This window comes from Streptomyces luteosporeus (assembly GCF_039532865.1).
Classification (GTDB): Bacteria; Actinomycetota; Actinomycetes; order Streptomycetales; family Streptomycetaceae; genus Streptomyces; species Streptomyces luteosporeus.
This window is the reverse complement of the sequence record NZ_BAAASL010000008.1, coordinates 259350-285636: the sequence shown is the minus strand read 5'-3', so window position 1 is coordinate 285636 and position 26287 is coordinate 259350. Positions and strand designations below refer to the sequence as shown.

The window sequence follows — 26287 nt, the reverse complement described above, 5'->3', positions numbered from 1 at the left end:
ACACCGTCATGCAGATCCTCCTCGCCGCGATCGTCGTCCTGCCCCTGCTCGGCGCCGTCGCCGCCCTGCTGCCGGCCCCGCCCGGCCTGAAGGGCAAGAGCCCCGAGCAGGCCGTGCTGCGGCACGGCGTCACCGTCACCGGTGCCGTCCTCGCCCTGGCCGTGGCCCTCGCCGCCGGCTTCGACCACGGCCACCCGGCGCGCATGCAGGCGACGACGGACGTCAGCTGGATCCCCGCGCTGCACATCCGCATCCACCTCGGCGTGGACGGCGTCTCGCTCCCCCTCCTCGTGCTGACCGCGCTGCTGACCTTCCTCAGCGCGCTCTACAGCTACCACCGCATGCCGCAGGGCCCGTCTCCCAAGGCATTCGTGGCGCTGCTGCTCGTCCTGGAGGCCGGCACCCTCGCGACCTTCGCCGTCCTCGACCTGATGCTGTTCTTCCTCGCCTTCGAGATGGTGCTCATCCCGATGTACTTCCTCATCGCCCGCTGGGGCGGCGAGGGGCGGGGACCCGCCGCGTGGCGGTTCATCCTCTACACGCTGCTCGGCTCCGTGGTGATGCTGCTCGGCCTCCTCCTGGTCGGGATCAAGGGCGGCACGTTCGACATGGTGGCACTCGCCACTGACAATGGCTCCTCGCTCAGCCACACCACGCAGCTCGTCGCCGCGCTGGCCATCGGCGTCGGGCTGGCCGTCAAGGCCCCGATGTGGCCCCTGCACACCTGGCTGCCGGACGCCCACACCTCCGCCCCCACGGTCGGCTCGGTGCTGCTGGCGGGCGTCCTGCTGAAGATGGGCACCTACGGGTTCGTGCGCATCCTGCTGCCGATCGTGCCGGACGGCGCGCACACCTTCGCGCCCTACCTGGCCGCCCTCGCGGCCGTCGGCATCGTCTACGGCTCCCTGGTCTGCCTGGCCCTGGCCCGCTCGGGCGGCAAGGGCGACCTCAAGCGCCTGATCGCCTACTCCTCGGTCGGCCACATGGGCTTCGTGCTCCTGGGCATCGCCACCCTCACCCCGACCGGCGTCAACGGCGCGCTGTTCGCCAACGTCGCCCACGGCCTGATCACCGGTCTGCTCTTCTTCCTCGTCGGCGCCCTGAAGGACCGCTACGGCACCTCCGACCTCGACAGCCTCTCCGGCACCACCGGCGCGGCCCTGTACGGCCGCGCCCCCCGCCTGGGCGGCCTGCTCGCCTTCGGCGCGGTCGCCTCGCTGGGCCTGCCGGGGCTCGCCGGGTTCTGGGGCGAGATGCTCGCCATGTTCGCCTCCTTCCGCCCCGCCGACGGGCTCAGCCGCCCCGCGTTCCTCGTCTTCATGGCCCTCGCCGGCCTCGGCACCCTGCTCACCGCCGCGTACCTGCTGGTCGTGGTGCGCCGGGTGTGCATGGGCGACAAGCGCGACGAGGTCCCGGCCCTGGCCGACGTCCACGGCTACGAGTTCGCCGCCTGGACCCCGCTCGTGGCCCTCACCGTCCTCGCCGGGCTGTGGCCCGCGGCCCTCATCGGCCTCACCGACCCTGCCGTTCAGCAGCTCCTCGCAGGAGGCAAGTGATGGGTTCGCTGGTCCAGTCCGTCGACTGGCTCGCCATCGCCCCGCCGACCATCGCGGCGCTCGTCGCGCTCGTCGTCCTGGTCGCCGACCTCTTCCTGCCCGAGGAGCGCAAGCCGCTCCTCGGCTGGCTGTCCCTCGGCGGACTCCTCGCCGCCGGACTCGCCCTGCTGCCGCTGCTGGACGGCGACCGCTCCACGTTCTGCATCGTCGGACGCAGTTCCTCCTGCAGCTACGTGGCCGACCACTTCACGCTCGTCGTGCAGTTCCTCGTCCTCGGCGGTGCCCTGCTGACGGCCCTGCTGTCCCTGAGCGCGATCGCCGACCACAAGCTGCCCGCCGGCGAATTCTGGTTCCTGCTGCTGTCCTCGGCCGCCGGCGCCGCCCTGCTGCCCGCCTCCCGCGACCTCGCCACCCTCGTCGTCGCCCTCGAAGTGGCCTCGCTGCCCGCCTTCGCCCTCGTCGGCATGCGCCGCGGCGACGCCCGCTCCTCCGAAGCGGCCCTGAAGTTCTTCCTGTCCTCCGTCACCGCCACCGCGGTCACGCTGCTGGGCGCGAGCTTCGTCTACGCCGCCACCGGCACCCTGCACCTGAACGGCATCGCCGCCGGCCTCGGCCACACCGACCCGCGCCTGGCCGTCCTCGCCAAGGCCGGCATCGCCCTCACCCTCGTCGGCTTCGCCTTCAAGACCGCCGCCGCGCCCTTCCACTTCTGGGTGCCCGACACCTACGTCGGCGCCCCCGTGCCCGTCGCCGCGTACCTGTCGGTTGTCGGCAAGGCCGTCGGCTTCACCGGCCTCATCCTCGTGACGGTCGTCGCCTTCCCGTCGTACGCGAACGTGTGGGGCCCCGTCCTCGCCGTCCTCGCCGCCCTCACCATGACCGCCGGCAACGTCGCCGCCCTGCGCCAGCGTCCCGACCGTGCCCACAGCGCCGTCCGCCTGCTGGCCTGGTCCTCCGTCGGCCAGGCGGGCTACCTCCTCGTCCCCGTCGCCGCCGCCGGCTACACCGACCGCCCCGGCCACGCCATCGGCTCCACCGTCGCCTACGCCCTGATGTACGCGGCCGTGAACCTCGGCGCCTTCGCGGTGGCCGCCCTCGTCGCCCGCACCAGCCCGGCCAACCGCCTCGCCGACTACCGCGGCCTGTACGCCCGCAGCCCGCTGGCGGCCCTCGCCCTGGCCTTCTTCCTGCTGTGCCTGGCCGGACTGCCGCCGGGGATCATCGGCCTGTTCGCCAAGGTGACCGTCTTCTCGGCCGCCGTGGACGCGGGGCTCGGCTGGCTGGCGGTCGTCATGGCCGTCAACGTCGTGATCGCCCTGTACTACTACCTGCAGTGGACGGCGCTGCTGTTCCGCCCGGCCGAGGCGGCGGCCCCCGCGAAGCTCCGCATCCCCGCCCCCCTCACGGCGGCCATCACCCTGGCGGCCGTACTGGGCGTCGCCCTCTCGGGCGCCCCGCAACTGGTGCTGCGCTTCGCCGCCGGAGCGCTCCTGTAGGGGCGAGCGCCGCCCCGCGCCCACCGTGCACAAGGGAACTAGCGGCCCTCGCCTGGCGTTGACCAGTACGAAAGGTTCCACTGGTTAAACCAGGTTCAAGGGTTCCCCTGCCGCACCACTTGGAGGGCGTACCGTGCACCGCCGGCACAACGGGCTCAGGACCGCCGTACTCCTCGGCGGACTGTCCGCCCTCATCATCGCCATCGGCAGCGTCTTCGGCCGCGCGGGCCTGATCATCGCCGTGCTCGTCGCCGTGGGCACCAACGCCTACGCCTACTGGAACAGCGACAAGCTGGCCCTGCGCGCCATGCGCGCCCGGCCCGTCAGCGAATTCGAGGCCCCCCAGCTCTACCGCATGGTGCGCGAGCTCTCCACCGCCGCACGCCAGCCGATGCCGCGCCTGTACATCTCCCCGACCGAGGCCCCCAACGCCTTCGCCACCGGCCGCAACCCGCGCAACGCCGCCGTCTGCTGCACGGAGGGCATCCTGCGCCTGCTCGACGAGCGCGAGCTGCGCGGCGTCATCGGCCACGAGCTCAGCCACGTCTACAACCGCGACATCCTCATCTCCTCCGTGGCCGGCGCGCTCGCCTCGGTGGTGATGTTCCTGGTCAACTTCGCCTGGCTGATCCCCTTCGGCCGCTCCGAGGACGACGAGGGCCCCGGCCTCGTCGGCATGATCATGATCATGCTGCTGGGCCCCATCGCGGCCTCCCTCATCCAGCTCGCCGTCAGCCGCTCCCGCGAGTACGAGGCCGACGCCTCCGGCTCCCGCCTCACCGGCGACCCCCTGGCCCTCGCCGGCGCCCTCCGCAAGCTCGAACTGGGCACCCAGCGCCTGCCCCTGCCCCCCGAGCCGCGCCTGGAGACGGCGAGCCACATGATGATCGCCAACCCGTTCCGGCCGGGCGAGGGCCTGTCGAAGCTCTTCTCCACCCACCCGCCCATGCGCGAACGCATCGCCCGCCTGGAGCAGATGGCGGGCCACGACGGCCGCCTCAGCTGATGGTCTGACCGTCCTGCGTCCCGCCCTTGCACACCTTGGTGACCGTGAACGACAGCACCCCACCGCCCACCTTCACATCCGGCAGCCCGCCCCCGTCGATACAGGTCTTCAGATCGGTGTCGGAAGGCGCCGCATACGCCTGAGTGGCAACGCCCCCGACGAGAACAACCGCGGATATGACTGCCGAGAAAAGCAACCTGGAACCGGAACGCATGGCACTCCCCGTCCTGTCGTGACGTCGGAGCACCCACCATGGCCACGCCACGCCCCGGGGGGCGCGTTGCACTGCTCCGTTCGGGTGACCCTAGGATCACTCCCCACAACTGAACCAACGGGGAAAGGTCCGAACAGGACATGCGACTCACCGGCAAGCGCATAGCCGTCGCCGCCGCGGGCGCCGTGGCGGCCATCGCCGTCACCGCGCAGATCACACCCAGCGCCTTCGGCACCGAGGGCACCACCACACCGGCCACGGCGGCACCGACGACCGCCGACCCGCAGGACACCGCCGTCTCCACCACCGACAACACCGCTTTCCAGAACGGTGTCATGTCGCTCGACGCCCCAGCCGCCCCCACCCGGTCCGCGCTCGCCGCAGCGGCTGCCGCCCCCCAGGGCGAGGGCTGGAAGGTGGCCGACGGCATGGCCAAGTCGCTCGCCACCGGCTACACCATCAAGTTCTACGACCAGCAGTCCGTCGACTGGCTCGGCCGCTACGTCAAGGCCACCGCCGCCGACCTCAAGCGCATCACCAACCTTCCCATCTCCGTCGACACCAAGCCCGTCGGCTGGAACTACTCCCGCCCCCGCGGCGAGATCGTCATCGGCGTCCTCAAGCGCCCCTGCGTACCGCCCGCCGACAACGGCCAGAAGGGCTGGAAGGTCGTCCACGACGGCTCCGGCACCCTCAACCTCAGCTGCGGCTTCATCTCCTCCTCCCTCCCGCAGACCGTCACCAGCGGCCACGCCTACATCGACAGCTCCTTCTTCACCGCCGACGGCAAGCCCCTGCCCACCTGGGGCGAGACGTTCCTGCGCAACCACATCAGCCACGAACTCGGCCACACCATGGGCCTCACCCACGCCGACCGCAGCCCCAAGCGCGGCGACTGCGCCGTCGGCAAGGACTCCGGCGAGAAGCCGATCATGTGCACCGACAACCACGGCTACACCGACGGCCGCGCCGGCACCTACGTCCAGCAGTTCGACGTCCAGGGCCTGCGCCACCTCGCCGCCGCCGCAGGCGTCGCCGTCCCGCCCCAGGGCACCGTCACCGGCCTCGGCGGCAAGTGCCTCGACGTCAAGGGCGCCAAGCCCGACAACGGCACCCAGATCCAGCTCTACACCTGCAACGGCACCGTCGCCCAGTCCTGGATCCTCGCCCAGGACGGCAGCATCCGCGCCCTCGGCAAGTGCCTCACCACCGACGGCACCAACGTCCAGCTCTCCGACTGCAAGAACAACGCCGCCCAGCGCTGGTCGGTCAACGCGAAGGGCCAGATCGCCCACGCCGCCTCCGGCAAGGTCCTCGACGTGACGGGCGGCAGCACGACCAACGGCACGAAGATCCAGCTCGCCACCCCGAACACGAACAAGCGCCAGCTCTGGACGGTTCCGAAGTAGGCCCCCAGAAGCCGGCCGACGCCCAGGGCCTGTCCGGCCGGATCGCCTCGAAGGGGCGCGGGGCCCTGCCGATCTGCGGCTCCGCCGCGCGGGCGCGACAAGCCACGACGGCACGTCGACTGCAGGCCGTCAGTGGCCGATCGCGCAGTTCCCCGCGCCCCTGACGGGGCGCTGCCCGATCCGCCGGCCAGGCCCTAGGCCCGGCCGGCTTCCAGGTAGCGGGGGACCGCGTCCCCCAGCGCCTCCATCGCCGCGGCAGCGCGCATCCTTGTGCGCGGGGGCAACAGGCGGAGGGCTTCGTCCGGGACGAAGAAGGCGCACGCGGACAGTTCGTCGTCCGTCGGGCCAAGAGTCCGGCGCTGCTCGGCCCCGAGCTCGCCCCCGTCGAATATGAACGCGAGTTGGTCGTCCCACGGGCCGTGCGGCGGCACCCAGTCGACACACAGCAGCCCGTGGAGGTCCACCGCGAGACCCAGCTCCTCCCGCAGCTCGCGTCTCGCCGCTTCCCGCGGCGACTCGTTGGCCTCGGCCATTCCGCCGGGCAGGTCCCACGCCTCCTTGTAGGTCGGCTTGACCAGCAGCACCCGCCCGGCGTCGTCCCGAAGGAGCACGTCGGCAGCCACGCGCTTCCTGGCCTGCTTCGCGTTGCCCTCCGCGAGGTAGGCGTCCCACTCGGCCGTACCCGGACGCGGCGCGCTGCTCATCCCGTAGCCATGAAGAGCGTGCGACGGCGGTGGACGTCGGCATGGGCGGCGAGGAAGTCGGCCACAACCACGTACCCCCGATGGGGAGCCATCGCCGCCGCGAGCGCCGCCAGCTGCTGGGTGATCCGCGCCGATCCGAGCGGCCCACAGGCGTTCAACACGCGGTGTCCCGTCTCGCACGCCGCCTCCAGCTCCCGCTGCTGCGCGCGGATGGTGGCCAGCGCGATCTGCCCGAACACCCGACTCCTGGCCCGCTCTGCCGAACGCAGAGCGACAGCACGTTCCGCCGACACGGCGGCCTCGGCCAGCTGCCCCAGGTCCTGCAGGACCAAGGCCCTCTCACTGGCCAGGGCAGCAGCATCGAACGAGCTCAGCCAGCCCGCGGACTCCTCAGCCGCGCCGAGCTCCCGCTCTGCGGCCTCCAGCGCCTGCTGAGCAGCGCGTTCGTGCCCCAGCCGGGCGAGTGCCCGGGCCTCCATGGCATGCAGCCGCGCCGACAGCATCGGCACGGGCACGTCCAGGCGTGTCCGGCCGGCACGGGCCAGCGAGACCGCTTCCCGCGGCCGTCCGCCCTGCAGGGCCAGGTGGCTCATGCTGGCCATGATGTTGGCCCCGAGAGCAGAATCGGCTCCGGCGGTCGCCAGGGCCAGCGCCTGCTCGAAGTGTTCGCGGGCCCGCCCGTCCCGGCCCGAGTCGTGGGCCATCCAGCCGGCCATCTCCGTCAGGGACGCCGCTGCCCGGAACACCTGCCCCGCACCATGGCCGGCCTCGCAGCCGAACAACCTGGGCGCCAGACTGTGGTGCAGGTAGTGCAGGACGGAACCATAGAGATGCCCACCCCCGAGCCGGCGGTCGGCAGCACGGAAGGACTCCACGGCGGCCATGTCGGGCCCCGGGGGCACCGCCGACGGCCCCGCCGGAACGGCGGCCGACTCCCAGGGCCGCGGCGCAAGGCGGACGAGCGCACCGGGGATGCGGAGACCGTCGGCGATGCGTTCCATCTTCTCGACGCTGGTGACGCGACCCTCGCCCCGCGCCAGCTTGCCCACCCGTTCCGGCTTCATGTCGCACGCGTCCGCGATCCGCATGAAGCTGATCCCGGCCCACTTGCGCACCAGGGCGAAGAACGTCCCGAAGTCATGACGTGCCAGGGCGGCCCGCACGTCCTCGCGGGCGAGCACAGCTTCGGGAACTGCGGTCAACTCGGTACTCCCGGACGGCGGTTCGACATGCCCAGTCTACCCATCGCAGGGAGACCGGCAGGGGGAATCATGCGCCCACTCGCCGCAACGAGCATGGGCCCATGCTCACCAAATCCCCCGCCGTCACCCACCGTTGGCGTCACACCGCGCGTTCCGTCCCCCTGGCCCGCGCGGAGTTGAGGAAAGTGCTGGCGGACTGGCGTCTGGCGGCCATCGAGGACGAATCCCTCGTCGCCCTCTCCGAGCTGCTGACGAACGCCGTCGTCCACGCCCGCGTGCCGCGCGACCGCCGGATCGAGACCCGTTTCGAGCACCCGGACCGCGACACCGTACGCATCTCCGTCGACGACGCGGATCCCACCCACCCGCACCCTGGCCGAGGGCTCGCCCTCGTCGCCGCGCTGTCCTCCAGCTGGGGAGTCAGCGGCCGCAACGGCGTGGGCAAGCGCGTCTGGGCCGTCCTCCGGGCGGAGCGTCCTGCGTGATCCTCCTCGCCTACATGCTGCAGCGCGGCGACGTCGTCCTCGACGGGCAGCAGGCCCATCGTGTCGGCGCGATCCTTCACCAACAGCGCACGGTCACGGTGGTTTTCGCAGACGGACGGACTCTCCGCACCTCACCCACCCATTCCCTGCACGTACGCCGCACCTGGCCGCCGCCGCGCTCGTAAGGTTGGCGCATGGAATCCGAAGTGAACGACGTCAAGTGGGTGTACGCCGGGCCGAACCTCCTCTTCCCCGCGTCCGCCGACACCCACTACCCGCCTTGCCCCAACCTCATGAGGCGCCCGTCCCCCGAGCCGGAGGACGAGTTCGACGACATTCCCGACTTTTTGAAGTAGCACCGACCACCGCCCGCACCCGGACGCCCAGCCACCCTCGACCGGCAACGAGCGGAGCGTCTCCACCGGCCCGAGCCCCATCGCGGCAGCAGCCGGCTCCCCCTCAGCCACGGCCGGGCGGCGCGATCTCCTCACGCACCCGCATCCGCGACGGCACGAGAACGGCGGCCGACCTCCCACCCACCCGCAGCCCGAGAACCGGCCCCCGCCCCCCACCCCTCCCCTCGTAGCCAGCCAAAGCTCTGACCTGCACCTACGTACAACCACCCGCACCCCCTCCCCCATTGCCGTGATTTCCCGGCATGCCAGGCCTGTGCCCCGCACCTGCCGGAAAGCCTTCCGGGGAGGGAAAGGGAGGTGAGCGCGACGATGGTTCTGCTGGATTTGCAGGTCATGGGGGTCGAGGACGGCGAGGAAGCGCGGCTCGAACTGGGCCGCAGCATCGGCGACGGCACCAGTGACGTCAGCCTGCTTCTGTGCCTTGGCGGCGAGTGACCCCCTAAGGGTTCATTCAGGGTCACCGGCCGGCCGCGCTCAGGAACTGGGATTCGAAGCCTCGGCGTCTCATGAAGCACGGAACCCATGCTGGTGAGAGGCTTGAATCATGAGGTTGATCCTGAACGTCGTCTGGCTGGTGCTCTGCGGGTTCTGGATGGCGGTGGGCTATCTGGTCGCGGGGCTCATCTGCTGTCTGCTGATCGTCACGATCCCCTTCGGCATCGCCTCCTTCCGCATCGCCGCCTACGCGTTCTGGCCCTTCGGGCGGACGACCGTCGAGCGCAGGGATGCGGGCGCGGGCTCCCTCATCGGGAACGTGATCTGGTTCGTCTTCGCCGGCTGGTGGCTGGCGCTGGGGCACATCGTCACCGGCATCGCGCTGTGCCTGTCGATCATCGGCATCCCGCTGGGCATCGCGAACTTCAAGCTGATCCCGATCTCGCTCATGCCGCTCGGCCGCGAGATCGTCCCTTCCGACCGGCCGTTCGCCACTCGTTGATCGAGCTGGAGGCCAGTGAAGGTTCACAGGGAGAGGGCAGGGGCATGTGGCCCCTGCCCTCTCTGTGGAACGTGCCCAGAGCCCAGGGGATCCGCTGGGCATCATTGCTGTCCGGGCCCTACGGAATGGTGCCTTCCACCGTGTGGTCGCTGAACTCGACCTGGGTCGAGGGCCGCACATCCCCGCCGCTGTGGGTGGACCAGTAGCCCTCGTGCTTCGCCATGTCGGTAAAGGTGACCTTGAAGGTCCCGGACGGCACCTGAGTGCGCGCACCCGTCACGAGGAGCGTGCCATCCTGCGTGCGACCGGAGTTGTAGGAGCCGGAGGCGAGTGTCTTGCCGTTCACGGCGGTTGCGATGGTGCCCCCCATGAACGCGGAGTCCCCGTTGACTTGGGCCTTGTCGTGATACCAGGCGGCGCCCCAGTAGTAGTAGGCATCGCCCGTGACGAACGGCTGCACGGCGTAGGTCCCGTCACTGTTGTGGAACGTCTTCACGCACCACTGCACGTTGACCTTGGACCACTTGTTGGGCGAGAAGAACGTCGCGGACCCCCCTGCGGGATCGCACTTGACGGTCTCGGAAGCGAGGCCAGCGGCCGGGGCGGCGGAGGCTGCACCCGTGGCCAGTCCCGTAGCTGCCAGGGTGAATGCCGCTATGCCCAGAAGCCCGGTACGAATCCGACGCATCAGTTGCCTCTCTGTCTTGATCAATTCCCAAGATCAGCTGGAGACTACAAGCGTCCTCGTGCACCATGTAACGGCAGAATCACGCCAAGTGATGGTCGGTGGTGGGGGCGCAGCACTGGCACCGGCGCCGCGAAGAGAGAACTGCCCCCTGGGGGATCGGCCGGGAAACGCGGATGCGCGTGGATGAACGCGTTTCCCGGCATTCCGACGCACGCCCCGCCGGCAAATGGCGGCGGAATGCTCGCCCGGCCAGCGACCGTCCCCATCGCACCAGCGCAATTATTGCGTCGCCATCCATTGCTGCACGATGTCAATAGCGCCCCTTCGGATGTGAGCGTTGAACGATCGTTGACAGCCGTGCGCACCAGCACTTCTCGGTGACCGAAACGCACCGCCAGGATCAAGGCGTCCCGAACCAGCGTTCCTCCGCACGACTCCGCCGGGAGATCGACCCGAACGCTGCCTCCACCTGCACTGTTCGTGCTCCGAGGCGCCCTCGGCCCGGTCGCCGACCGGCCCGTGGCCGCCGCCGGGCAAGCCCGCACCCCTCCCCACCACTCGGCGATTTCGCGTCGCCGTGCCGCCGCATCGCCGTGGGAGCGGGTGCGGGCCAACCGGCCTTGCGACGGGCCCTCCCCGCTCCGATCACCTGCACTTTCCTCCGCGTCTTCCCTGGAGCGGCGCTGCTTTCGAGGCGTTGGCGTAATTCTCGCGGCGCATGCATGACGATCGTGGAAGGCCGTGCGAGGGTGGTCGTCGTTCCGCTCGGGGCATGCCGGCAAAGAACTCCTTGGCAGCGGCATGCGCATTGTTGTGCGGTCCGACAGGAAGGACGGGAATGCCTTTCACCATCAGTCAGGGAAAGGGGACTCCGGAGAGCCTGCGGCCCGGTACGGTCGGCTCCCTCGTCGTCGACGTGGGTCTGACTCCGGACACCCAGGAGCCGGTGCGGAAGGGGGAGTGGGTCCAGATCACGTTCCCTCGGGGGGTGTCCTTCCCCCAGGAGGGGGGCGGCCGGGTCGGCTATGTCTGCGGGTCCCGGCGGCCGGAGCCGCAGCCCACGCACGTGTGGGACCCGAAGGCCCGGACGCTGCGCTTCCGGACCGTGGCGGACCTCGTGCCCGGCCCGCCGTCCGGCTGCTTCTACGCGGTCGACGTCAGGGCGGACGACGAGGCCCAACAGGGCACCGTGCACGGCCGGATGGAGATCGGCGGGGTGCAGAACGACGTGGTCATCGACATCGTCGGCGGGAGGAGCGCAGGGGTGCCGGCATTCCGGACGTACACGCTGCCCATCCAGTCCACCCACGTCGCGAGCGTGGCCACGGCCACGCGCGCCGTGGAGTTTCCGGGCAGGATCCGCAAGGACGAGGACGACAACAAGATCATCGATGTCCTGCTCAAGGGGTTCGAGTTCGAGGTCCGTAGGGACGGCCGTCCCGAGGACTTCGAGATCGGCGCCCAGAGGGTGTCCGTGTCGTGGCGGAACAGTGGCCACAGGTCCGGCGAGGTCGTGGTGGAGGCCCAGTTGACGCCGCGCCCGGACGAGGCGCGGAACCAGGGCTGGACCTTTCAGGGGAGCGTCGAGGTCCTGGTCATCGCCGAACTGGAGCCCTGACCGCCGCTGGTGCCGGCACCCGGGCGAGCAACGTAGAGAGCAACGCAGAGAACAGAGAGGGGAAGCGCCGTGGCGCTCGAATTCCGGAAGTTCACCCTGCCCGTACGCTCCACCTATGCCGCGACCATGGCGACGACGGAGCCGACGCCGGTGTCGTTCTCCCGCAGGATCCGCAAGGACGGGAACGACAACAAGGTCGTCGACGTCGCGATCAAGGGGTTCGCCTTCGAGGTCCGGGACAACGGCCGGCTGGAGGACTTCGAGATCGGCGTCCAGAAGGTGTCCGCGTCGTGGCGGAGCAGTGGTCACACGTCCGGCGAGGTCGTGGTGGAGGCCCAGCTGGCCCCGCGCCCGGACGAGGCGCGAAACCAGAAGTGGACGTACCAGGGAACCGTCGAAGTCCTGGTCATCGCCGACCTGGAGGACCCGAAGCCGTAGTCGGCGGCCACTGAGCGAGCCGGTCCTGCTGAGGGCACGCACCCGCGTCGACGCGGGTGCGTGCGCCGCTGCCTGCGCCACGGCCGGCACCGCAGCACTGCTGCCCGCCGTGGTCACCCGCTGTGGTCACCCGCCGTGGTCACCCGCCGGGGCCGGCCGGTCGACGACGAGGGCGCGTCCGGGACGGATCGGTTCGTACGAACCGTCCCGGACGCGCCCTCGTCAGTCGGTTGCCGTGGTGCTCCGCCGCGCCTAGCGGTAGTTCGTGAACTGCAGCGCGAAGTCGAAGTCCTTGCCCTTCAGCAGCGCGATCACGGTCTGCAGGTCGTCGCGGCTCTTGGAGCTGACCCGCAGCTCCTCGCCCTGGACCTGGGCCTTGACGCCCTTGGGGCCCTCATCGCGGATGATCTTGGCGACCTTCTTGGCGTTCTCCTGGGAGATGCCCTCCTGGATGGAGGCGAAGATCTTGTACTCCTTGCCGGAGAGCTGCGGCTCACCGGCGTCCAGGACCTTGAGCGAGATGCCGCGCTTGATCAGCTTGGACTGGAAGATGTCGAGGACAGCCTTGACCCGGTCCTCGCCGTTGGCGCGCATCTCGATCTTGTCGCCGGACCATGCGATGGAGGCGCCGACGCCCTTGAAGTCGTAGCGCGTGGAGATCTCCTTGGCGGCCTGGTTGAGGGCGTTGTCGACCTCCTGCCGCTCGACCTTCGAGACGATGTCGAAACTGGAGTCGGCCATATTGAGTTGGCTCCTCGTACGTAGATCCATCAGGGGGCGCGGCCCTACGGGGGGCCGCGCTGCCAGCCTAGTCATCCGGGGCCCGGTCGACCGGCTGTGAACCGAGTGGCGGACCACCCCAGGTCATCGGGTATGGTTTACGTCGTTGCCACGGAGCAGCTCGAAAGAGCGACCGAGGTGACTCCCATGGCGGTGTGCCCGAGTGGCCAATGGGAGCGGACTGTAAATCCGTCGGCTTAGCCTACCCAGGTTCGAATCCTGGCGCCGCCACGGAACGAGGCCCCTGACCTTCACGGTCGGGGGCCTCTTTCGTTCACCGAGTGCGGTCGTTCACCGAGGACGGTCTCGGCCTCAGCCGAGCGCCTTCACCGCCTCCGCCACCGGCGTGTCGCCGCCGATGAGCTCCAGGGTCAGGCCCATCGCCCCGCGCTCCGGCTCGTCCAGCAGGGCCGCCAGCACCGCCGCCACGTCGTCCCGGGAGACCTCGCCGCGGCCCGTGGAGCCCGCCGACAGGGTCACCCGGCCCGTACCCGGCTCGTTCGTCAGCCGGCCCGGGCGCAGGATCGTCCAGTCCAGGCCGGCGCGCGAGCGGATGTCCGCGTCCGCGGCGCCCTTGGCCCGCAGGTAGGCGGCGAAGACGGGGTCCGTGCCCTCGGGTGGTTCGCGGTCGGCGCCCATGGACGAGACGACCACGAACCGCCGGACGCCGGCGGCCTCGGCGGCGTCCGCGAAGAGCACCGCGGCGCCCCGGTCGACGGTCTCCTTGCGGTCCGTGCCGCTGCCCGGCCCGGCGCCGGCGGCGAAGACGGCGGCGTCGGCGCTCTCCAGGTGCCGGGCGACGTCCGCCACCGTCGCGGATTCCAGGTCGCACACGACGGGTTCGGCGCCCGCCGCCAGTAGGTCACCTGCTTGTTCAGGGCGGCGGATGAGCCCCGCCACCTCGTCTCCGCGCGCGGCGAGCAGCCGCTCCAGCCGCAGCGCGATCTGACCGTGTCCTCCAGCGATGACAATGCGCATGATCCGACCGTAACCGAACGTAGTGCTCCCGTCGCGGGACTCCCGTCGCGGGGCTCCTACGCCGGCCCGTTCCCGGACCCGCCCCCCGGCCCGTTCGCCGACCCGCTCCCCGGCCCGTCCCCCCGGGGCGATTGCCGGGGCGACTGCCGGGGCAGCTCCAGGGCCGCCGCACCGTACGTCTCGCCCGACGCCTCGGACGCACCACCGCCGATCCCGCCCCCGCCCCCGCCCCCGCTCCCGCCCCCGTGGTCGCCGTACTCGCGCACCGCGCTGGTCCGGGCGACCACGCGCCCCTGGTGGACGACCAGGCGGCTGTAGCCCAGGGACAGGGCGCTCGCGATGCCGGTGCCCCGGACGGCCAGGAGTTCGGCGGGGAAGCCCGCCTCGACGCGTACCTCGGGCAGCCCCATGGCCGTACGGGCCCGGGCGCTCACCGCCTCGTACGCCTGCGCGGGGGACAGCTCGGCGTGCGAGGCCAGCAGGAACGCGGCCTCCAGGGGGTCGCCCCGCCCGACGGGGTTGGCCGCGTCGCGCAGGGCGCCGCTGCCGGCGGCGACCTGGACGCCCACGGCGCGCAGCAGCCGTACGGGGGCGCACCAGGCGCTGCGGCCGCCGCTGAGGGCGCCGCAGTCGCCCTGGGGCAGGCAGACGACGGTGACGCCGGCCGCGGCGAGCTGCCGGCCCGCGCGGGCGGCCTGGTCGCGGGGGAGGCGGGCGAGGGCGCCGCAGGGGCCCACGGTGACGCCGGGCCGCAGGCCGCCGGCCATGGCGGCGAGCCGGGCGAGCCGGGCCGGGTCGCCGCCGTCCGTGTGCAGGTCGACGGCGCAGCCGTGGTCGGCGGCGAGGGCGAGCACGGCCTCGGCGTAGCCGGCGGGGTCGGGGTCGAGGTCGGGGCAGCCGCCGACGACGGTGGCGCCCATGGCGACCGCGTCGCGCAGCACGGCGAGCCCGTCGGCGCCCGCGGCGCCGGTCAGCAGCCGGGGGACGGCGACGACGGTGAGGTCGGTGAGGGTCTGCAGGGCCCGGCGCGCGGCCAGGACGCCCTCGAGCGCCCGCAGCCCCGCCACGTCGCCGACGCGCACGTGGCTGCGGACGGCCGTGACGCCGTGGCCGAGCTGCAGCAGGGCGGCCTCGGTGGCGCGGCGCTGGACGTCCTCGGGGGCGTGGGCGGCGGGGCCGCCGATGTCGGCGGTCAGGGCGGTGTCGTAGTGCGCGTGGGGCTCGGCGGGTGCGGGCAGCAGCAGGTAGCCGGTGAGGTCGACGCGCGGGCCGGGGGCGAGGCTGCCGGCGGTGCCGACGGCCTCGATGCGGCCGCCGCTGAGGCGTACGTCGACCACGCGCCCGTCGGCGAGGCGGGCACCGCACAGCACCAGCGCGCCCTCGCCGGGCGCCGGGGCGGCGGCGTCGCCGTGGCCGGCGGGCTGCGGCTGACTGTCGGGCATCGCGATCCTCCGGTGGCCGGGGCAGGCATGATCACGCGGCTGTCCGAGCGTAGGCCGCGCGCGAAGCCGGTTCGCGCAGGCGGCGGGTAGTCGTTGAATAGTCGTACCGGCGCTCGTACCGATGCCGGTGTGCGCGCCCGCATCGGCAGCGGTTTCACGGGTCGCCTGCGGGGGATCCGGTGGAGGATGCGGCGGGGGATCCGGCGGGCACCGGCGCGCCGGAAGAACGCGCTGGCAGGGGGCCGCCGGGTACGGATTTCACCTTCGGCCGCAGACCGTGTAATGTCTTCCTCGCTCGCCCCAATAGCTCAGTCGGCAGAGCGTCTCCATGGTAAGGAGAAGGTCAACGGTTCGATTCCGTTTTGGGGCTCTGGTGGGGAAGGTTCCCCCGTCTTCGGACGGGGGAATCAACCTCATCAAAGCGGCGTAGCTCAGTCGGTAGAGCAAGCGGCTCATAATCGCTGTGTCACCGGTTCAAGTCCGGTCGCCGCTACACACAGTAGCCGATTGTGGGGTCGGTCCTCCGATCGGCTACTCTTTTCTGCGTTGAATCCGTCCATCCGTCAAGGAGCACTCACGTGGCTGCCACCGACGTCCGCCCGAAGATCACGCTGGCCTGCGTGGAGTGCAAGGAGCGGAACTACATCACCAAGAAGAACCGGCGTAACGACCCGGACCGTCTTGAGATGAAGAAGCACTGCCCTCGCTGCAACGCCCACACGGCGCACCGCGAGACGCGCTAAGCGCAACAGGTCGCTCATGAGGCCGCCCCCGGCTCCCGGGGGCGGCCTCATGGCGTATGCACGTACGCAAGCCCAGTCCACTCAGGAGGTTCCGAGCCATGGCGCTCGACCAGTCCTTCGTCGGGCGGACCTATCCGGCGACCGACCCCTACGAGGTCGGCCGGGAGAAGATCCGCGAGTTCGCCGAGGCCGTCGGCGACGCCAACCCGGTGTACACCGACCCCGAGGCCGCCAGGGCGCTCGGCCACCCCGATGTGATCGCCCCGCCGACCTTTGTGTTCGCGATCACCTTCCAGGCCGCCGGCCAGGTCGTCCGGGATCCGAAGCTGGGGCTGGACTACGACCGCGTGGTCCACGGCGATCAGCGGTTCGAGTACGTCCGCCCGGTGCGCGCCGGCGACCTGCTGACGGTCACCTCCACCATCGACTCGATCAAGTCGCTGGCGGGCAACGACGTGGTGACGGTCCGCGGCGAGGTGCACGACGCGGACGGCGAGCTGGTCGTGACCGCGCACACGAAGCTGGTGGCGCGTGCCGCCGAGGAGGCGTGAGATGGCTGCCGCGGTTTCCTACGACGAGGTCGAGGTCGGCACCGAGCTGCCGGCGCAGTCCTTCCCCGTGACCCGCGCCACGCTGGTGCGCTACGCGGGCGCCTCGGGCGACTTCAACCCGATCCACTGGAACGAGAAGTTCGCCAAGGAGGTCGGGCTCCCGGACGTGATCGCCCACGGCATGTGGACCATGGCCGAGGCCGTCCGCGTGGTCACCGACTGGGTGGGCGACCCGGGCGCCCTGGTCGACTACGGCGTGCGCTTCACCAAGCCCGTCGTCGTGCCGAACGACGACAAGGGCGCGGTCGTCGAGGTCGCCGCCAAGGTCGCGGCCAAGCTGGACGACGAGGCCCGTACGGTGCGGGTGGACCTGGTGGCCACCTGCGAGGGGCAGAAGGTGCTGGGCATGGCCCGGGCAGTCGTCCGGCTGGCCTGAGCCTGCGCGTCATGCGTCGCGTAAGGGGCGCCCGCCATGATCGGGCGCCCCTTACGCCGTCCTTGACACGTTAGTGAGTGACCACTAACTTACCCGCCATGGTCAGGATGAGCGCCGAGGAGCGCCGCGAGAGCGTCATCCGCGCCGCGATCTCGGAGTTCGCGCGCGGCGGGTACGAAGGCACGTCCACCGAGGCGATCGCCCGCCGCGTGGGCGTCTCGCAGCCGTACCTCTTCCGGCTCTTCCCCGGCAAGCGTGCGATCTTCCTGGCCGCGGCCACCCGTTGCCTGGAGGAGACCGCCAGGGTCTTCGCGGACGCCGCGAAGAACGCTCCTCCCGGCGGCATTCCGGCCGCCATGGGGGCCGCCTACTCCGACATGATCGAGCGCGACCGCGAAAAACTGCTCATGCAGATGCAGATGTACGTCGCGGTCGCGTCCGCCGAGGCTGCCGGCGACCACGAGTTCGGTCAGCCCATCCGCGAGGGCTGGCTGGAGCTGCGGGACACGATCCACCTCGCGCTCGGCGCCGACGAGAAGGTCTCGAGCCGCTTCCTGTCCGAAGGCATGCTCATCAACACCCTGCTCGCCCTCGGCTTCCCGGCCGGCCACCGCGTGTGGGGCGGCTTCGACGACGAGGGCTGCTGAGCCGGAGCCGTCCCGGGCGAGCGATCACGATCGGGGCGGGCTCCCTGCTGCCCTGAGAAGTTAGTAATCACTCACTAAACGACCCCGACCGCATACCTGACACCCACACACCGACTCTCCACGGGGGGATTTCCGTGAACGACCGCTCCAGGGCCGCCTGGGCCCTCGTCATCACCGGCATCGCCGGCTTCATGGCCGCGCTCGACAACCTCGTCGTCACCACCGCCCTGCCGGCCATCCGCAAGGACCTCGGCGGGGCGCTGGAGGACCTCGAATGGACCGTCAACGCCTACACCCTCACCTTCGCGGTCCTGCTCATGCTGGGCGCCGCCCTCGGCGACCGGTTCGGCCGCCGCCGGCTCTTCGTCATCGGTGTGACGATCTTCACGGGCGCCTCCGCCGCGGCCGCCCTCGCCCCCGGCATCGAGGCCCTCGTCGCCGCCCGGGCCGTCCAGGGCGTCGGCGCGGCCGTGATGATGCCCCTGACCCTCACCCTGCTCACCGACGCCGTACCGGCCGCCCGCCGCGGCATGGCGTACGGCATCAAGGGCGCCGTCGACGGCCTCGCCGTGGCCACCGGCCCCCTGATCGGCGGCACCCTCACCGAGCACATCTCCTGGCAGTGGATCTTCTGGCTCAACGTGCCGCTCGGCATCGCCCTCGTGCCCCTCGCCCGGCTGCGCCTGCGCGAGTCCCGCGGCTCCGGCGCCCGCCTCGACGTCATCGGCACGCTGCTGGTCAGCGGCGGCCTCTTCGGCATCGTCTACGGCCTGATCAGCTCCCACTCCTCCGGCTGGACGGGCACGAAGGTCCTGGTCAGCCTGGGTGCGGGCGGGGTGCTCCTGGCCGCCTTCGCCGTTCACGGCACGCGGGCGAAGAACCCCATGCTGCCCATGCGCCTCTTCCGCAGCCGCGCCTTCAGCGGGATCAACTCGGCCAGCCTGCTGATGTTCTTCGGCATGTTCGGCTCGATCTTCCTGCTCAGCCAGTTCCTGCAGAACGTGCTCCACTACTCGCCCACCGAGGCCGGCCTGCGCATGCTGCCCTGGACGGCCATGCCGATGGTCGCCGCCCCGCTGTCCGGCATCCTCGCCGACCGGATCGGCAGCCGCCCGGTGGTCGCCGCCGGCCTGGTCCTGCAGGCCACGGGGCTCGCCTGGTTCGCCGTCGTGATCGACCCCGGTGTCACGTACACCACACAGCTGCCGGCGCTGATCGTCAGCGGCATCGGCATGGGCCTGTTCTTCGCGCCCGCCGCCAAGCTCGTGATGTCCAGCGTCCGCCCGGCCGAGCAGGGCATGGCCTCCGGCGCCAACAACGCCCTGCGCGAAGTGGGCGGTGCCCTCGGCATCGCCGTCCTGAGCACCGTCTTCTCCTCCCACGGCGGCTACGAATCGCCCTCCCGCTTCACCGACGGCCTCACCCCCGCCCTGTGGACGGGCGCGGCCATGGTGACCGTCGCCGCACTGGCGGCACTCGCGATACCGGCCTCGCGCCGGCGCGAGCCGGCAACCATGGCGGCCACGGCAGCGGCCCCCGCGCCCGCCCCCACGGCCGCCGGGCGCTGACCCGCGCACCCGTACCCTTGTGCCCGTGCAGGAACGACACGACGCCCCCCTCGCCCCCCTGACCACCTTCCGCCTCGGCGGCCCCGCGAGCCGCCTGATCACGGCCACGACGGACGCCGAGGTGATCGAGGCCGTGCGCGAGGCCGACCGCGCCGGGACGCCGCTGCTGATCATCGGCGGCGGCAGCAACCTCGTCATCTCCGACAAGGGCTTCGAGGGCACCGCCCTGCGCATCGCCACCAGCGGCTTCACGCTGGAGGGCACCCGCCTGGAGCTCGCCGCCGGCGAGAACTGGTCCGACGCCGTCGTCCGCACCGTCGACGCCGGCCTCGCCGGCGTCGAATGCCTCGCCGGCATCCCCGGCTCCGCCGGCGCCACCCCCATCCAGAACGTCGGCGCCTACGGCCAGGACGTCGCCCAGACGATCACCGAGGTCGTGGCCTACGACCGGCACACCGACGAGATCGTCACCCTCACCAACGCCGAGTGCGCCTTCTCCTACCGCCACAGCCGCTTCAAGGCCGACCCGGCACGCCACGTCGTGCTGCGCGTGCGCTTCGAGCTGGAGGACGCGGACGGGCTCTCCGCGCCCCTGAAGTACGCCGAGACCGCCCGCGCCCTCGGCGTCGCCCAGGGCGACCGCGTACCCGTCGCCCAGGCCCGCGAGACCGTGCTCAAGCTGCGCGCCGGCAAGGGCATGGTGCTCGACCCGGACGACCACGACACGTGGTCCGCCGGCTCCTTCTTCACCAACCCCGTCCTCACGGCGGACGAGCACGCGGCCTTCCTCGCGCGCGTCGCCGAGCGCCTCGGAGCGGACGTGCAGCCGCCCGCCTACCCGGCGGGCGACGGTGCGGTGAAGACGTCGGCGGCGTGGCTGATCGACCGGGCCGGCTTCACGAAGGGGTACGGGGAGGGGCCGGCGCGGATCTCGACGAAGCACACGCTGGCGCTGACGAACCGGGGCTCCGCGACGACGGAGGATCTGCTGGCCCTTGCGCGGGAGGTGCGGGACGGGGTGCGCGAGGCGTTCGGCGTGACGCTGGTGAACGAACCCGTCACCGTCGGGGTGGCGCTGTAGGGGCGCCTGCGGCGGCCCTTTCCCCCACCCCGCCCCTTCCCGAAACCGGGGGCTCCGCCCCCGGACCCCCGGTCCTCAAACTCCCCCAGCTACCGCTGGGAGGGGCCCCCAGACGGGCTGAATTGCGCGGCAGCGCTCAGGACGCCAGCCACGCCTCCACGCCCGCCAAGAGGCGGTCACGGGCATCAGGGGGCGCAGCCGAGGCGCGGATCGACTGTCGGGCCACCTCCGCCAGCTCCGCGTCCGTGAACGCGTGGTGCTCCCGCGCCAGCTCGTACTGGGCCGCCAGGCGCGAGCCGAACAGCAGGGGGTCGTCGGCGCCCAGCGCCATCGGTACGCCCGCGTCGTACAGCGTGCGCAGCGGCACGTCGGCCGGCTTGTCGTAGACGCCGAGGGCGACGTTGGAGGCCGGGCAGACCTCGCACGTCACGCCGCGTTCGGCGAGTTTGCGCAGCAGGCGGGGGTCCTCCGCGGCGCGGACGCCGTGGCCGATGCGGGCCGCGTGGAGGTCGTCGAGGCAGTCGCGGACGCTGCCGGGGCCCGACAGTTCGCCGCCGTGGGGGGCGGCGAGGAGGCCGCCTTCGCGGGCGATCTCGAAGGCGCGGTCGAAGTCGCGGGCGAGGCCGCGGCGCTCGTCGTTGGAGAGGCCGAAGCCGATCACGCCGTGGTCGGCGTAGCGCACGGCGAGGCGGGCGAGGGTGCGGGCTTCGAGGGGGTGTTTCATGCGGTTGGCGGCGACGAGGACGCGCATGCCGAGCCCGGTCTCCTTCGACGCGCTCGCGACGGCGTCGAGGATGATCTCCATGGCGGGGATGAGGCCGCCGAGGCGGGGGGCGTACGAGGTGGGGTCGACCTGGATCTCCAGCCAGCCGGAGCCGTCCTTGACGTCCTCCTCGGCGGCTTCGCGCACCAGGCGCCGGATGTCGTCGGGGGAGCGCAGGCAGGAGCGGGCGATGTCGTAGAGCCGCTGGAAGCGGAACCAGCCGCGTTCGTCCGTCGCCCGGAGCCTGGGCGGTTCGCCGCTGCTGAGTGCCTCGGGCAGGTGCACGCCGTACTTGTCGGCCAGTTCCAGCAGGGTCGAGGGTCGCATCGACCCGGTGAAGTGCAGGTGCAGGTGGGCCTTCGGCAGCTTACGGACGTCCCGAACGTTCTCCATTCAGGGATTTTGCCGTACCGGCCCGTCAACCGGAAGGCCCCTTCCCCGCAGGGGGAAGGGGCCGAAAACAGGTGCGGGGCGGCGGGGCCGCTTACGCCTTCGCCTCCGCCAGGAGCTTCTGGATGCGGGAGACGCCCTCGACGAGGTCCTCGTCGCCGAGCGCGTAGGACAGCCGCAGGTAGCCCGGGGTGCCGAAGGCCTCGCCCGGGACGACCGCGACCTCGGCCTCGTCCAGGATGAGCGCGGCCAGCTCGACCGAGGTGGCCGGGCGCTTGCCGCGGATCTCCTTGCCGAGCAGGGCCTTGACCGACGGGTAGACGTAGAACGCGCCCTCCGGCTCGGGGCAGACCACGCCGTCGATCTCGTTCAGCATGGAGACGATCTTCCGGCGGCGGCGGTCGAAGGCGACCTTCATCTCGTCGACGGCGGTCAGGTCGCCGGAGACGGCCGCGAGGGCGGCCACCTGCGCGACGTTCGACACGTTGGACGTGGCGTGCGACTGCAGGTTGGTGGCGGCCTTGACGACGTCCTTGGGGCCGATGACCCAGCCCACGCGCCAGCCGGTCATGGCGTACGTCTTGGCGACGCCGTTGACGACGATGCACTTGTCGCGCAGCTCGGGGACGACGACCGGCAGCGAGCAGAACTCGGCGTCGCCGTAGACCAGGTGCTCGTAGATCTCGTCCGTCAGGACCCACAGGCCGTGCTCGGCGGCCCAGCGGCCGATCGCCTCGACCTGCTCGCGCGTGTAGACCGCACCCGTCGGGTTCGACGGGGAGACGAAGAGCAGCACCTTCGTGCGCTCCGTGCGCGCCGCCTCCAACTGCTCGACGGAGACCCGGTAGCCGGTGGTCTCGTCGGCGACGACCTCCACCGGGACGCCGCCGGCCAGGCGGATCGACTCGGGGTAGGTGGTCCAGTACGGGGCGGGGACGATGACCTCGTCGCCCGGGTCCAGGATCGCGGCGAACGCCTCGTAGATCGCCTGCTTGCCGCCGTTGGTGACGAGCACCTGGGAGGCGTCGACCTCGTAGCCGGAGTCGCGCAGGGTCTTGGCGGCGATGGCGGCCTTCAGCTCGGGCAGGCCGCCGGCCGGCGTGTAGCGGTGGTAGCGCGGGTCGCGGCAGGCCTCGACGGCGGCGTCGACGATGTAGCCGGGGGTGGGGAAGTCCGGCTCGCCGGCGCCGAAGCCGATGACCGGGCGCCCGGCGGCCTTGAGGGCCTTGGCCTTGGCGTCCACGGCGAGGGTCGCCGACTCGGAGATCGAACCGACGCGGGCGGAGACCCGGCGCTCGGTGGGGGACTGGCGAGGAGGAACGGGAGGAGTCGCAGCGGTCATGAGGGCATCGTCGCAGACCCGCCGGAACGGTGGCACACCGTTTGCGTGCCCCTGTCAGAAAGGGTGAACCGGGCCCTGTCCGGGAACGCCGCGACAAAGGCTGTTCGACGATCCGCGCCGGACCACGTACACTCATCCCTCGTTGGCCTCCAGCAGCGAATCCGGCCTCGCACACACCGTGCGTCCGGGCGGATGCGGTACGTTGGGGGAACACAAAGGGTCGTAGCTCAATTGGTAGAGCACTGGTCTCCAAAACCAGCGGTTGGGGGTTCAAGTCCCTTCGGCCCTGCTACACGCATCGTCACCAGGGTGCGTGCGTGCGTACGTACTGAAATGCACCGCCGTGCGGCTCACCCGGGCGCGGCACGGCCACGACCCGGATTCAGGTGAGGACGTAGTGACGGAAGCCCTTGGCTCCACCGCGACGCCTGAAAGCGGTCGTCCCGAGGACGAGGTGGCCGGCAAGAAGGGCCGCCGGGGCGGAAAGCGCGCCAAGAAGGGCCCGCTGGGCCGGCTCGCACTGTTCTACCGCCAGGTCGTCGCCGAACTCCGCAAGGTCGTGTGGCCCACCAGAGGCCAGTTGTCGACCTACACCACCGTGGTGATCGCGTTCGTCGCCATCGTCATCGGTCTGGTTACCGTGATTGACTATGGGTTCCAGCAGGCCGTCAAGTACGTCTTCGGCTGAGCCCCCGCGCAAGGCGGCCTCCGTGCGGAGGTCCGCCCTTTCGCACGTTCCACCCCTTGAAGCCAGGAAGAAGCAGCCAAGTGTCTGACCCGAACCTGAACGACGCCGCCGAGCCCGTCGCGGCCGCAGAGGCCGACGTGGACGCGGCTGTCTCGGCCGAGGTCCAGGGCGACGACACCCCGCAGGAGATCGTCGAGGGCGCCGACGCCATCGACGAGCTCGACGCCGAGGAGGCCGCCGCCGGCGAGCCGGCCGAGGAGGCCGCGCTGCGCGTCGAGAGCGACGCCGAGGTTGCCGCCGAGGACGAGGAGCCCGAGGAGGACGGCGAGGCCGAGGAGGCCGCCCCGGTCGACCCGGTCGCCGCGCTCCGCGAGGAGCTGCGCGGCCTGCCCGGCGAGTGGTACGTCATCCACACCTACGCGGGCTACGAGAACCGCGTGAAGACCAACCTCGAGCAGCGCGCCGTCTCGCTGAACGTCGAGGACTACATCTTCCAGGCCGAGGTGCCGCAGGAAGAGGTCGTCCAGATCAAGAACGGCGACCGCCGCACCGTCCGCCAGAACAAGCTCCCCGGCTACGTGCTGGTGCGCATGGACCTGACGAACGAGTCCTGGGGCGTCGTGCGCAACACCCCCGGTGTCACCGGCTTCGTCGGCAACGCCTACGACCCGTACCCGCTGACCCTGGACGAGATCGTCAAGATGCTCGCCCCGGAGGCGGAGGCCAAGGCCGCCAAGGAGGCCGCCGAGGCCGAGGGCCGTCCGGCGCCGTCCCGCAAGGTCGAGGTCCAGGTCCTGGACTTCGAGGTCGGCGACTCCGTCACCGTCACCGACGGTCCGTTCGCGACGCTGCAGGCGACGATCAACGAGATCAACGCCGACTCGAAGAAGGTCAAGGGCCTCGTCGAGATCTTCGGTCGCGAGACCCCGGTCGAGCTGAGCTTCGACCAGATCCAGAAGAACTGATCCGGAAGGTCCGATCCAGCAGAACGGATCTTCCGGCCGAACGCTTCCGAACCGGTCAGGCCCGCCTCTCGAGGCGGGCCTGACCATTCGGTTTTCGGTCCCGCCCCGATACCCGTTATCGTGGTGCGGTATGCCTGCGTGCAGTGTGCGTGGGCAAAAAACTCTCACTAGGACCCGGAGAGAGCAATGCCTCCCAAGAAGAAGAAGGTCACGGGGCTCATCAAGCTCCAGATCCAGGCCGGTGCCGCCAACCCGGCTCCGCCGGTCGGCCCCGCGCTGGGTCAGCACGGCGTCAACATCATGGAGTTCTGCAAGGCCTACAACGCCGCGACCGAGTCGCAGCGTGGCATGGTCGTGCCGGTGGAGATCACGGTCTACGAGGACCGTTCCTTCACCTTCGTCACCAAGACTCCGCCGGCCGCCAAGCTGATCCTCAAGGCCGCGGGCGTGGAGAAGGGCTCCGGCGAGCCGCACAAGACCAAGGTCGCCAAGATCACCGAGGCGCAGGTCCGCGAGATCGCCACCACCAAGATGCCCGACCTGAACGCCAACGACCTGGACGCCGCCGCGAAGATCATCGCCGGCACCGCCCGTTCCATGGGCATCACGGTCGAGGGCTGATCAGCTCCCGCTGACCCCCAGTGGCAGGGCCAAGCGCTGGCCCGGACCACGACTCCACGCTCAACCATTCAGGAGCAGAAGTGAAGCGCAGCAAGACTCTCCGCGCTGCGGACGCCAAGGTCGAGGCGGAGCGCCTGTACGCCCCGCTCGAGGCCGTCCGTCTCGCCAAGGAGACCTCCACCACCAAGTTCGACGCGACCGTCGAGGTTGCCTTCCGCCTGGGTGTCGACCCGCGCAAGGCCGACCAGATGGTCCGCGGCACCGTGAACCTTCCGCACGGCACCGGTAAGACCGCCCGGGTCCTGGTCTTCGCGACCGGCGACCGTGCCGAGGCCGCGCGTGCCGCGGGCGCCGACATCGTCGGTGCCGACGAGCTGATCGACGAGGTCGCGAAGGGCCGTCTGGACTTCGACGCCGTCGTCGCCACCCCGGACCTCATGGGCAAGGTCGGCCGCCTCGGCCGCGTCCTCGGCCCCCGTGGTCTGATGCCGAACCCGAAGACCGGCACGGTCACCCCGGACACGGCCAAGGCCGTGACCGACATCAAGGGCGGCAAGATCGAGTTCCGCGTCGACAAGCACTCGAACCTGCACTTCATCATCGGCAAGGTCTCGTTCGACGACACCAAGCTGGTGGAGAACTACGCCGCGGCGCTGGAGGAGATCCTCCGTCTGAAGCCGTCCGCCGCCAAGGGCCGCTACGTCAAGAAGGCGACCCTGACCACCACGATGGGCCCGGGCATCGCCCTGGACCCGAACCGCACCCGCAACCTCCTCGTCGAGGACGAGGCCGTCTGAGGACGGCCTGAGGGCCTCTGAGAGGCCCTTTGCGCGGAGCGCGTGAACCACGGGCCGGGCCCCGCTTCCCTTCCGGGAGGCGGGGCCCGGCTCGATTTGCGTATGTTGCCCCCCATCCCGTACCGTACCGGGGAAGCCAAAGACCGCTGGTCGTTGCCGTGCGTCCGTAATGGGGGCACGGCGGCCGAAGGATCCGCTAGCTGCGGACGACCTGCGCAGGTGACTGTGGAAGAACTCCCGCCGAGGCGTGAATGCGAATTACGCCCCCGCGGTCGAGTCACGCCCCGTGCGCCTGTGCCGGGGCGTTTCGTTTTGCCCAGGCCCCT

At 71.0% G+C, this 26287-nt stretch carries 30 protein-coding genes and 4 tRNA genes; 25 read left to right on the top strand and 9 right to left on the bottom strand.

The genetic code is table 11. The annotated features are described in order from the left end of the window. The first annotated feature begins 8 nt into the window (after positions 1-8). From ABD361_RS13225 to htpX, 3 genes are all read left to right on the top strand, one after another. Complete coding sequence (locus tag ABD361_RS13225; RefSeq protein ID WP_344435325.1) at positions 9-1556, top strand: complex I subunit 4 family protein; 1548 nt, start codon at positions 9-11, stop codon at positions 1554-1556. Then, positions 1556-3052 carry an NADH-quinone oxidoreductase subunit N gene (locus ABD361_RS13220; protein WP_344435255.1) on the top strand — a complete coding sequence of 499 codons (1497 nt, stop codon included), beginning with the start codon at positions 1556-1558 and terminating at the stop codon, positions 3050-3052. The genes ABD361_RS13225 and ABD361_RS13220 overlap by 1 nt, the downstream gene beginning before the upstream one ends. Positions 3053-3185: 133 nt before the next feature. Continuing rightward, positions 3186-4058 (top strand): zinc metalloprotease HtpX, encoded by an 873-nt coding sequence (htpX, locus tag ABD361_RS13215; protein WP_344435254.1) that lies wholly within the window; start codon positions 3186-3188, stop codon positions 4056-4058. Here htpX and ABD361_RS13210 read toward each other — a convergent pair. Next, a complete protein-coding gene (locus tag ABD361_RS13210; RefSeq protein ID WP_344435253.1) occupies positions 4051-4272 on the bottom strand; it encodes a hypothetical protein in 222 nt (73 codons plus the stop codon). The two genes, htpX and ABD361_RS13210, sit on opposite strands and share 8 nt — an antisense overlap. 140 nt (positions 4273-4412) lie before the next feature. Between ABD361_RS13210 and ABD361_RS13205 the strand changes: the two genes are divergently transcribed. After that, positions 4413-5681, top strand: coding sequence for a ricin-type beta-trefoil lectin domain protein (locus ABD361_RS13205; RefSeq protein ID WP_344435252.1), 1269 nt, complete (start codon positions 4413-4415; stop codon positions 5679-5681). Positions 5682-5875: 194 nt separating this feature from the next. Here ABD361_RS13205 and ABD361_RS13200 read toward each other — a convergent pair whose 3' ends face one another. Together ABD361_RS13200 and ABD361_RS13195 are read right to left on the bottom strand one after the other, a co-directional pair. Continuing rightward, complete coding sequence (locus ABD361_RS13200) at positions 5876-6385, bottom strand: NUDIX domain-containing protein (RefSeq protein ID WP_344435251.1); 510 nt, start codon at positions 6383-6385, stop codon at positions 5876-5878. Then, on the bottom strand, positions 6382-7587 hold the full coding sequence (locus tag ABD361_RS13195) for an NsdA family TPR-like regulatory protein (RefSeq protein ID WP_344435249.1): 1206 nt from the start codon (positions 7585-7587) through the stop codon (positions 6382-6384). The genes ABD361_RS13200 and ABD361_RS13195 overlap by 4 nt, the downstream gene beginning before the upstream one ends. 101 nt (positions 7588-7688) lie before the next feature. Here ABD361_RS13195 and ABD361_RS13190 point away from each other — a divergent pair, with 101 nt between their 5' ends. The 5 genes from ABD361_RS13190 (at position 7689) to ABD361_RS13170 (ending at position 9425) form a co-directional block, all read left to right on the top strand. Then, positions 7689-8072 carry an ATP-binding protein gene (locus ABD361_RS13190; protein ID WP_344435248.1) on the top strand — a complete coding sequence of 128 codons (384 nt, stop codon included), beginning with the start codon at positions 7689-7691 and terminating at the stop codon, positions 8070-8072. Next, positions 8069-8257 carry a hypothetical protein gene (locus ABD361_RS13185; RefSeq protein WP_344435246.1) on the top strand — a complete coding sequence of 63 codons (189 nt, stop codon included), beginning with the start codon at positions 8069-8071 and terminating at the stop codon, positions 8255-8257. Before ABD361_RS13190 ends, ABD361_RS13185 begins: the two co-directional genes overlap by 4 nt. A gap of 9 nt (positions 8258-8266) precedes the next feature. Then, entirely contained in the window at positions 8267-8428 is a 162-nt protein-coding gene (locus ABD361_RS13180; protein ID WP_344435245.1) for a hypothetical protein, read from the top strand. A gap of 357 nt (positions 8429-8785) precedes the next feature. After that, the gene (locus ABD361_RS13175) at positions 8786-8923 is read left to right on the top strand and encodes a SapB/AmfS family lanthipeptide (RefSeq protein ID WP_344435244.1); all 138 of its coding nucleotides are present in this window, start codon (positions 8786-8788) and stop codon (positions 8921-8923) included. Between the two features lie 109 nt (positions 8924-9032). After that, on the top strand, positions 9033-9425 hold the full coding sequence (locus ABD361_RS13170) for a YccF domain-containing protein (protein ID WP_344435242.1): 393 nt from the start codon (positions 9033-9035) through the stop codon (positions 9423-9425). A gap of 118 nt (positions 9426-9543) precedes the next feature. Here the strand turns inward: ABD361_RS13170 and ABD361_RS13165 are convergent, their stop codons facing one another. After that, entirely contained in the window at positions 9544-10137 is a 594-nt protein-coding gene (locus ABD361_RS13165) for a hypothetical protein (RefSeq protein WP_344435240.1), read from the bottom strand. Positions 10138-10951: 814 nt separating this feature from the next. On the opposite strand from ABD361_RS13165, the gene ABD361_RS13160 reads away from it, so the two are divergent. Together ABD361_RS13160 and ABD361_RS13155 are read left to right on the top strand one after the other, a co-directional pair. Next, positions 10952-11731 carry a hypothetical protein gene (locus ABD361_RS13160; protein ID WP_344435239.1) on the top strand — a complete coding sequence of 260 codons (780 nt, stop codon included), beginning with the start codon at positions 10952-10954 and terminating at the stop codon, positions 11729-11731. Between the two features lie 69 nt (positions 11732-11800). Continuing rightward, entirely contained in the window at positions 11801-12169 is a 369-nt protein-coding gene (locus tag ABD361_RS13155; protein WP_344435238.1) for a hypothetical protein, read from the top strand. A 252-nt stretch (positions 12170-12421) separates the two neighbouring features. Here the strand turns inward: ABD361_RS13155 and ABD361_RS13150 are convergent, their stop codons facing one another. Continuing rightward, positions 12422-12910, bottom strand: coding sequence for a YajQ family cyclic di-GMP-binding protein (locus tag ABD361_RS13150; protein WP_344435237.1), 489 nt, complete (start codon positions 12908-12910; stop codon positions 12422-12424). A gap of 188 nt (positions 12911-13098) precedes the next feature. On the opposite strand from ABD361_RS13150, the gene ABD361_RS13145 reads away from it, so the two are divergent. After that, a tRNA-Tyr gene (locus ABD361_RS13145) sits at positions 13099-13180 on the top strand. 81 nt (positions 13181-13261) lie between these two features. Here the strand turns inward: ABD361_RS13145 and ABD361_RS13140 are convergent. Both ABD361_RS13140 and ABD361_RS13135 read right to left on the bottom strand, forming a co-directional pair. Then, positions 13262-13927: an SDR family oxidoreductase gene (locus ABD361_RS13140; RefSeq protein WP_344435236.1), complete on the bottom strand. Its 666-nt coding sequence runs from the start codon at positions 13925-13927 to the stop codon at positions 13262-13264. Positions 13928-13983: 56 nt separating this feature from the next. Next, the gene (locus ABD361_RS13135; RefSeq protein WP_344435234.1) at positions 13984-15369 is read right to left on the bottom strand and encodes an amidohydrolase family protein; all 1386 of its coding nucleotides are present in this window, start codon (positions 15367-15369) and stop codon (positions 13984-13986) included. Positions 15370-15666: 297 nt separating this feature from the next. Between ABD361_RS13135 and ABD361_RS13130 the strand changes: the two genes are divergently transcribed. The 8 genes from ABD361_RS13130 (at position 15667) to ABD361_RS13095 (ending at position 20395) form a co-directional block, all read left to right on the top strand. Beyond that, positions 15667-15739: transfer RNA gene (locus ABD361_RS13130), tRNA-Thr, on the top strand. A gap of 50 nt (positions 15740-15789) precedes the next feature. Continuing rightward, positions 15790-15862, top strand: a tRNA-Met gene (locus ABD361_RS13125). Positions 15863-15947: 85 nt separating this feature from the next. Further along, positions 15948-16112, top strand: coding sequence for a 50S ribosomal protein L33 (rpmG, locus tag ABD361_RS13120; RefSeq protein ID WP_004571794.1), 165 nt, complete (start codon positions 15948-15950; stop codon positions 16110-16112). A gap of 98 nt (positions 16113-16210) precedes the next feature. After that, positions 16211-16663 (top strand): FAS1-like dehydratase domain-containing protein, encoded by a 453-nt coding sequence (locus tag ABD361_RS13115; RefSeq protein ID WP_344435233.1) that lies wholly within the window; start codon positions 16211-16213, stop codon positions 16661-16663. Position 16664: 1 nt separating this feature from the next. Beyond that, the gene (locus ABD361_RS13110) at positions 16665-17099 is read left to right on the top strand and encodes a MaoC family dehydratase (RefSeq protein WP_344435232.1); all 435 of its coding nucleotides are present in this window, start codon (positions 16665-16667) and stop codon (positions 17097-17099) included. Between the two features lie 98 nt (positions 17100-17197). Continuing rightward, positions 17198-17746 carry a TetR/AcrR family transcriptional regulator gene (locus tag ABD361_RS13105; protein ID WP_344435230.1) on the top strand — a complete coding sequence of 183 codons (549 nt, stop codon included), beginning with the start codon at positions 17198-17200 and terminating at the stop codon, positions 17744-17746. Positions 17747-17880: 134 nt separating this feature from the next. Next, positions 17881-19314 carry a DHA2 family efflux MFS transporter permease subunit gene (locus ABD361_RS13100; RefSeq protein WP_344435229.1) on the top strand — a complete coding sequence of 478 codons (1434 nt, stop codon included), beginning with the start codon at positions 17881-17883 and terminating at the stop codon, positions 19312-19314. A gap of 19 nt (positions 19315-19333) precedes the next feature. Next, entirely contained in the window at positions 19334-20395 is a 1062-nt protein-coding gene (locus tag ABD361_RS13095) for a UDP-N-acetylmuramate dehydrogenase (RefSeq protein ID WP_344435228.1), read from the top strand. A gap of 136 nt (positions 20396-20531) precedes the next feature. Here ABD361_RS13095 and ABD361_RS13090 read toward each other — a convergent pair whose 3' ends face one another. Both ABD361_RS13090 and ABD361_RS13085 read right to left on the bottom strand, forming a co-directional pair. Next, positions 20532-21551: an adenosine deaminase gene (locus tag ABD361_RS13090; protein WP_344435227.1), complete on the bottom strand. Its 1020-nt coding sequence runs from the start codon at positions 21549-21551 to the stop codon at positions 20532-20534. Between the two features lie 91 nt (positions 21552-21642). Further along, entirely contained in the window at positions 21643-22890 is a 1248-nt protein-coding gene (locus tag ABD361_RS13085; RefSeq protein WP_344435226.1) for a pyridoxal phosphate-dependent aminotransferase, read from the bottom strand. Positions 22891-23106: 216 nt separating this feature from the next. On the opposite strand from ABD361_RS13085, the gene ABD361_RS13080 reads away from it, so the two are divergent. From ABD361_RS13080 to rplA, 5 genes are all read left to right on the top strand, one after another. Then, positions 23107-23179: transfer RNA gene (locus ABD361_RS13080), tRNA-Trp, on the top strand. Between the two features lie 108 nt (positions 23180-23287). Beyond that, positions 23288-23578 (top strand): preprotein translocase subunit SecE, encoded by a 291-nt coding sequence (gene secE / locus ABD361_RS13075; RefSeq protein WP_344435324.1) that lies wholly within the window; start codon positions 23288-23290, stop codon positions 23576-23578. A gap of 80 nt (positions 23579-23658) precedes the next feature. Beyond that, complete coding sequence (nusG, locus tag ABD361_RS13070) at positions 23659-24543, top strand: transcription termination/antitermination protein NusG (RefSeq protein ID WP_344435225.1); 885 nt, start codon at positions 23659-23661, stop codon at positions 24541-24543. Positions 24544-24729: 186 nt separating this feature from the next. After that, a complete protein-coding gene (gene rplK / locus ABD361_RS13065; protein WP_344435224.1) occupies positions 24730-25164 on the top strand; it encodes a 50S ribosomal protein L11 in 435 nt (144 codons plus the stop codon). A gap of 80 nt (positions 25165-25244) precedes the next feature. Beyond that, entirely contained in the window at positions 25245-25961 is a 717-nt protein-coding gene (gene rplA, locus ABD361_RS13060; protein ID WP_344435223.1) for a 50S ribosomal protein L1, read from the top strand. Positions 25962-26287 lie beyond the last annotated feature (326 nt).

Bases quoted from the DNA above. Each gene is read 5' to 3' on its own strand.
- ABD361_RS13090 (WP_344435227.1), bottom strand. From the start codon at position 21,551: ATGGAGAACGTTCGGGACGTCCGTAAGCTGCCGAAGGCCCACCTGCAC.
- ABD361_RS13135 (WP_344435234.1), bottom strand. From the start codon at position 15,369: ATGCCCGACAGTCAGCCGCAGCCCGCCGGCCACGGCGACGCCGCCGCC.
- ABD361_RS13115 (WP_344435233.1), top strand. From the start codon at position 16,211: ATGGCGCTCGACCAGTCCTTCGTCGGGCGGACCTATCCGGCGACCGAC.
- ABD361_RS13110 (WP_344435232.1), top strand. From the start codon at position 16,665: ATGGCTGCCGCGGTTTCCTACGACGAGGTCGAGGTCGGCACCGAGCTG.
- ABD361_RS13205 (WP_344435252.1), top strand. From the start codon at position 4,413: ATGCGACTCACCGGCAAGCGCATAGCCGTCGCCGCCGCGGGCGCCGTG.
- ABD361_RS13200 (WP_344435251.1), bottom strand. From the start codon at position 6,385: ATGAGCAGCGCGCCGCGTCCGGGTACGGCCGAGTGGGACGCCTACCTC.
- rplK (WP_344435224.1), top strand. From the start codon at position 24,730: ATGCCTCCCAAGAAGAAGAAGGTCACGGGGCTCATCAAGCTCCAGATC.
- ABD361_RS13180 (WP_344435245.1), top strand. From the start codon at position 8,267: ATGGAATCCGAAGTGAACGACGTCAAGTGGGTGTACGCCGGGCCGAAC.
- ABD361_RS13085 (WP_344435226.1), bottom strand. From the start codon at position 22,890: ATGACCGCTGCGACTCCTCCCGTTCCTCCTCGCCAGTCCCCCACCGAG.
- ABD361_RS13160 (WP_344435239.1), top strand. From the start codon at position 10,952: ATGCCTTTCACCATCAGTCAGGGAAAGGGGACTCCGGAGAGCCTGCGG.
- ABD361_RS13210 (WP_344435253.1), bottom strand. From the start codon at position 4,272: ATGCGTTCCGGTTCCAGGTTGCTTTTCTCGGCAGTCATATCCGCGGTT.
- ABD361_RS13105 (WP_344435230.1), top strand. From the start codon at position 17,198: ATGGTCAGGATGAGCGCCGAGGAGCGCCGCGAGAGCGTCATCCGCGCC.
- ABD361_RS13140 (WP_344435236.1), bottom strand. From the start codon at position 13,927: ATGCGCATTGTCATCGCTGGAGGACACGGTCAGATCGCGCTGCGGCTG.
- ABD361_RS13170 (WP_344435242.1), top strand. From the start codon at position 9,033: ATGAGGTTGATCCTGAACGTCGTCTGGCTGGTGCTCTGCGGGTTCTGG.
- ABD361_RS13150 (WP_344435237.1), bottom strand. From the start codon at position 12,910: ATGGCCGACTCCAGTTTCGACATCGTCTCGAAGGTCGAGCGGCAGGAG.
- ABD361_RS13225 (WP_344435325.1), top strand. From the start codon at position 9: ATGCAGATCCTCCTCGCCGCGATCGTCGTCCTGCCCCTGCTCGGCGCC.
- ABD361_RS13220 (WP_344435255.1), top strand. From the start codon at position 1,556: ATGGGTTCGCTGGTCCAGTCCGTCGACTGGCTCGCCATCGCCCCGCCG.
- ABD361_RS13190 (WP_344435248.1), top strand. From the start codon at position 7,689: ATGCTCACCAAATCCCCCGCCGTCACCCACCGTTGGCGTCACACCGCG.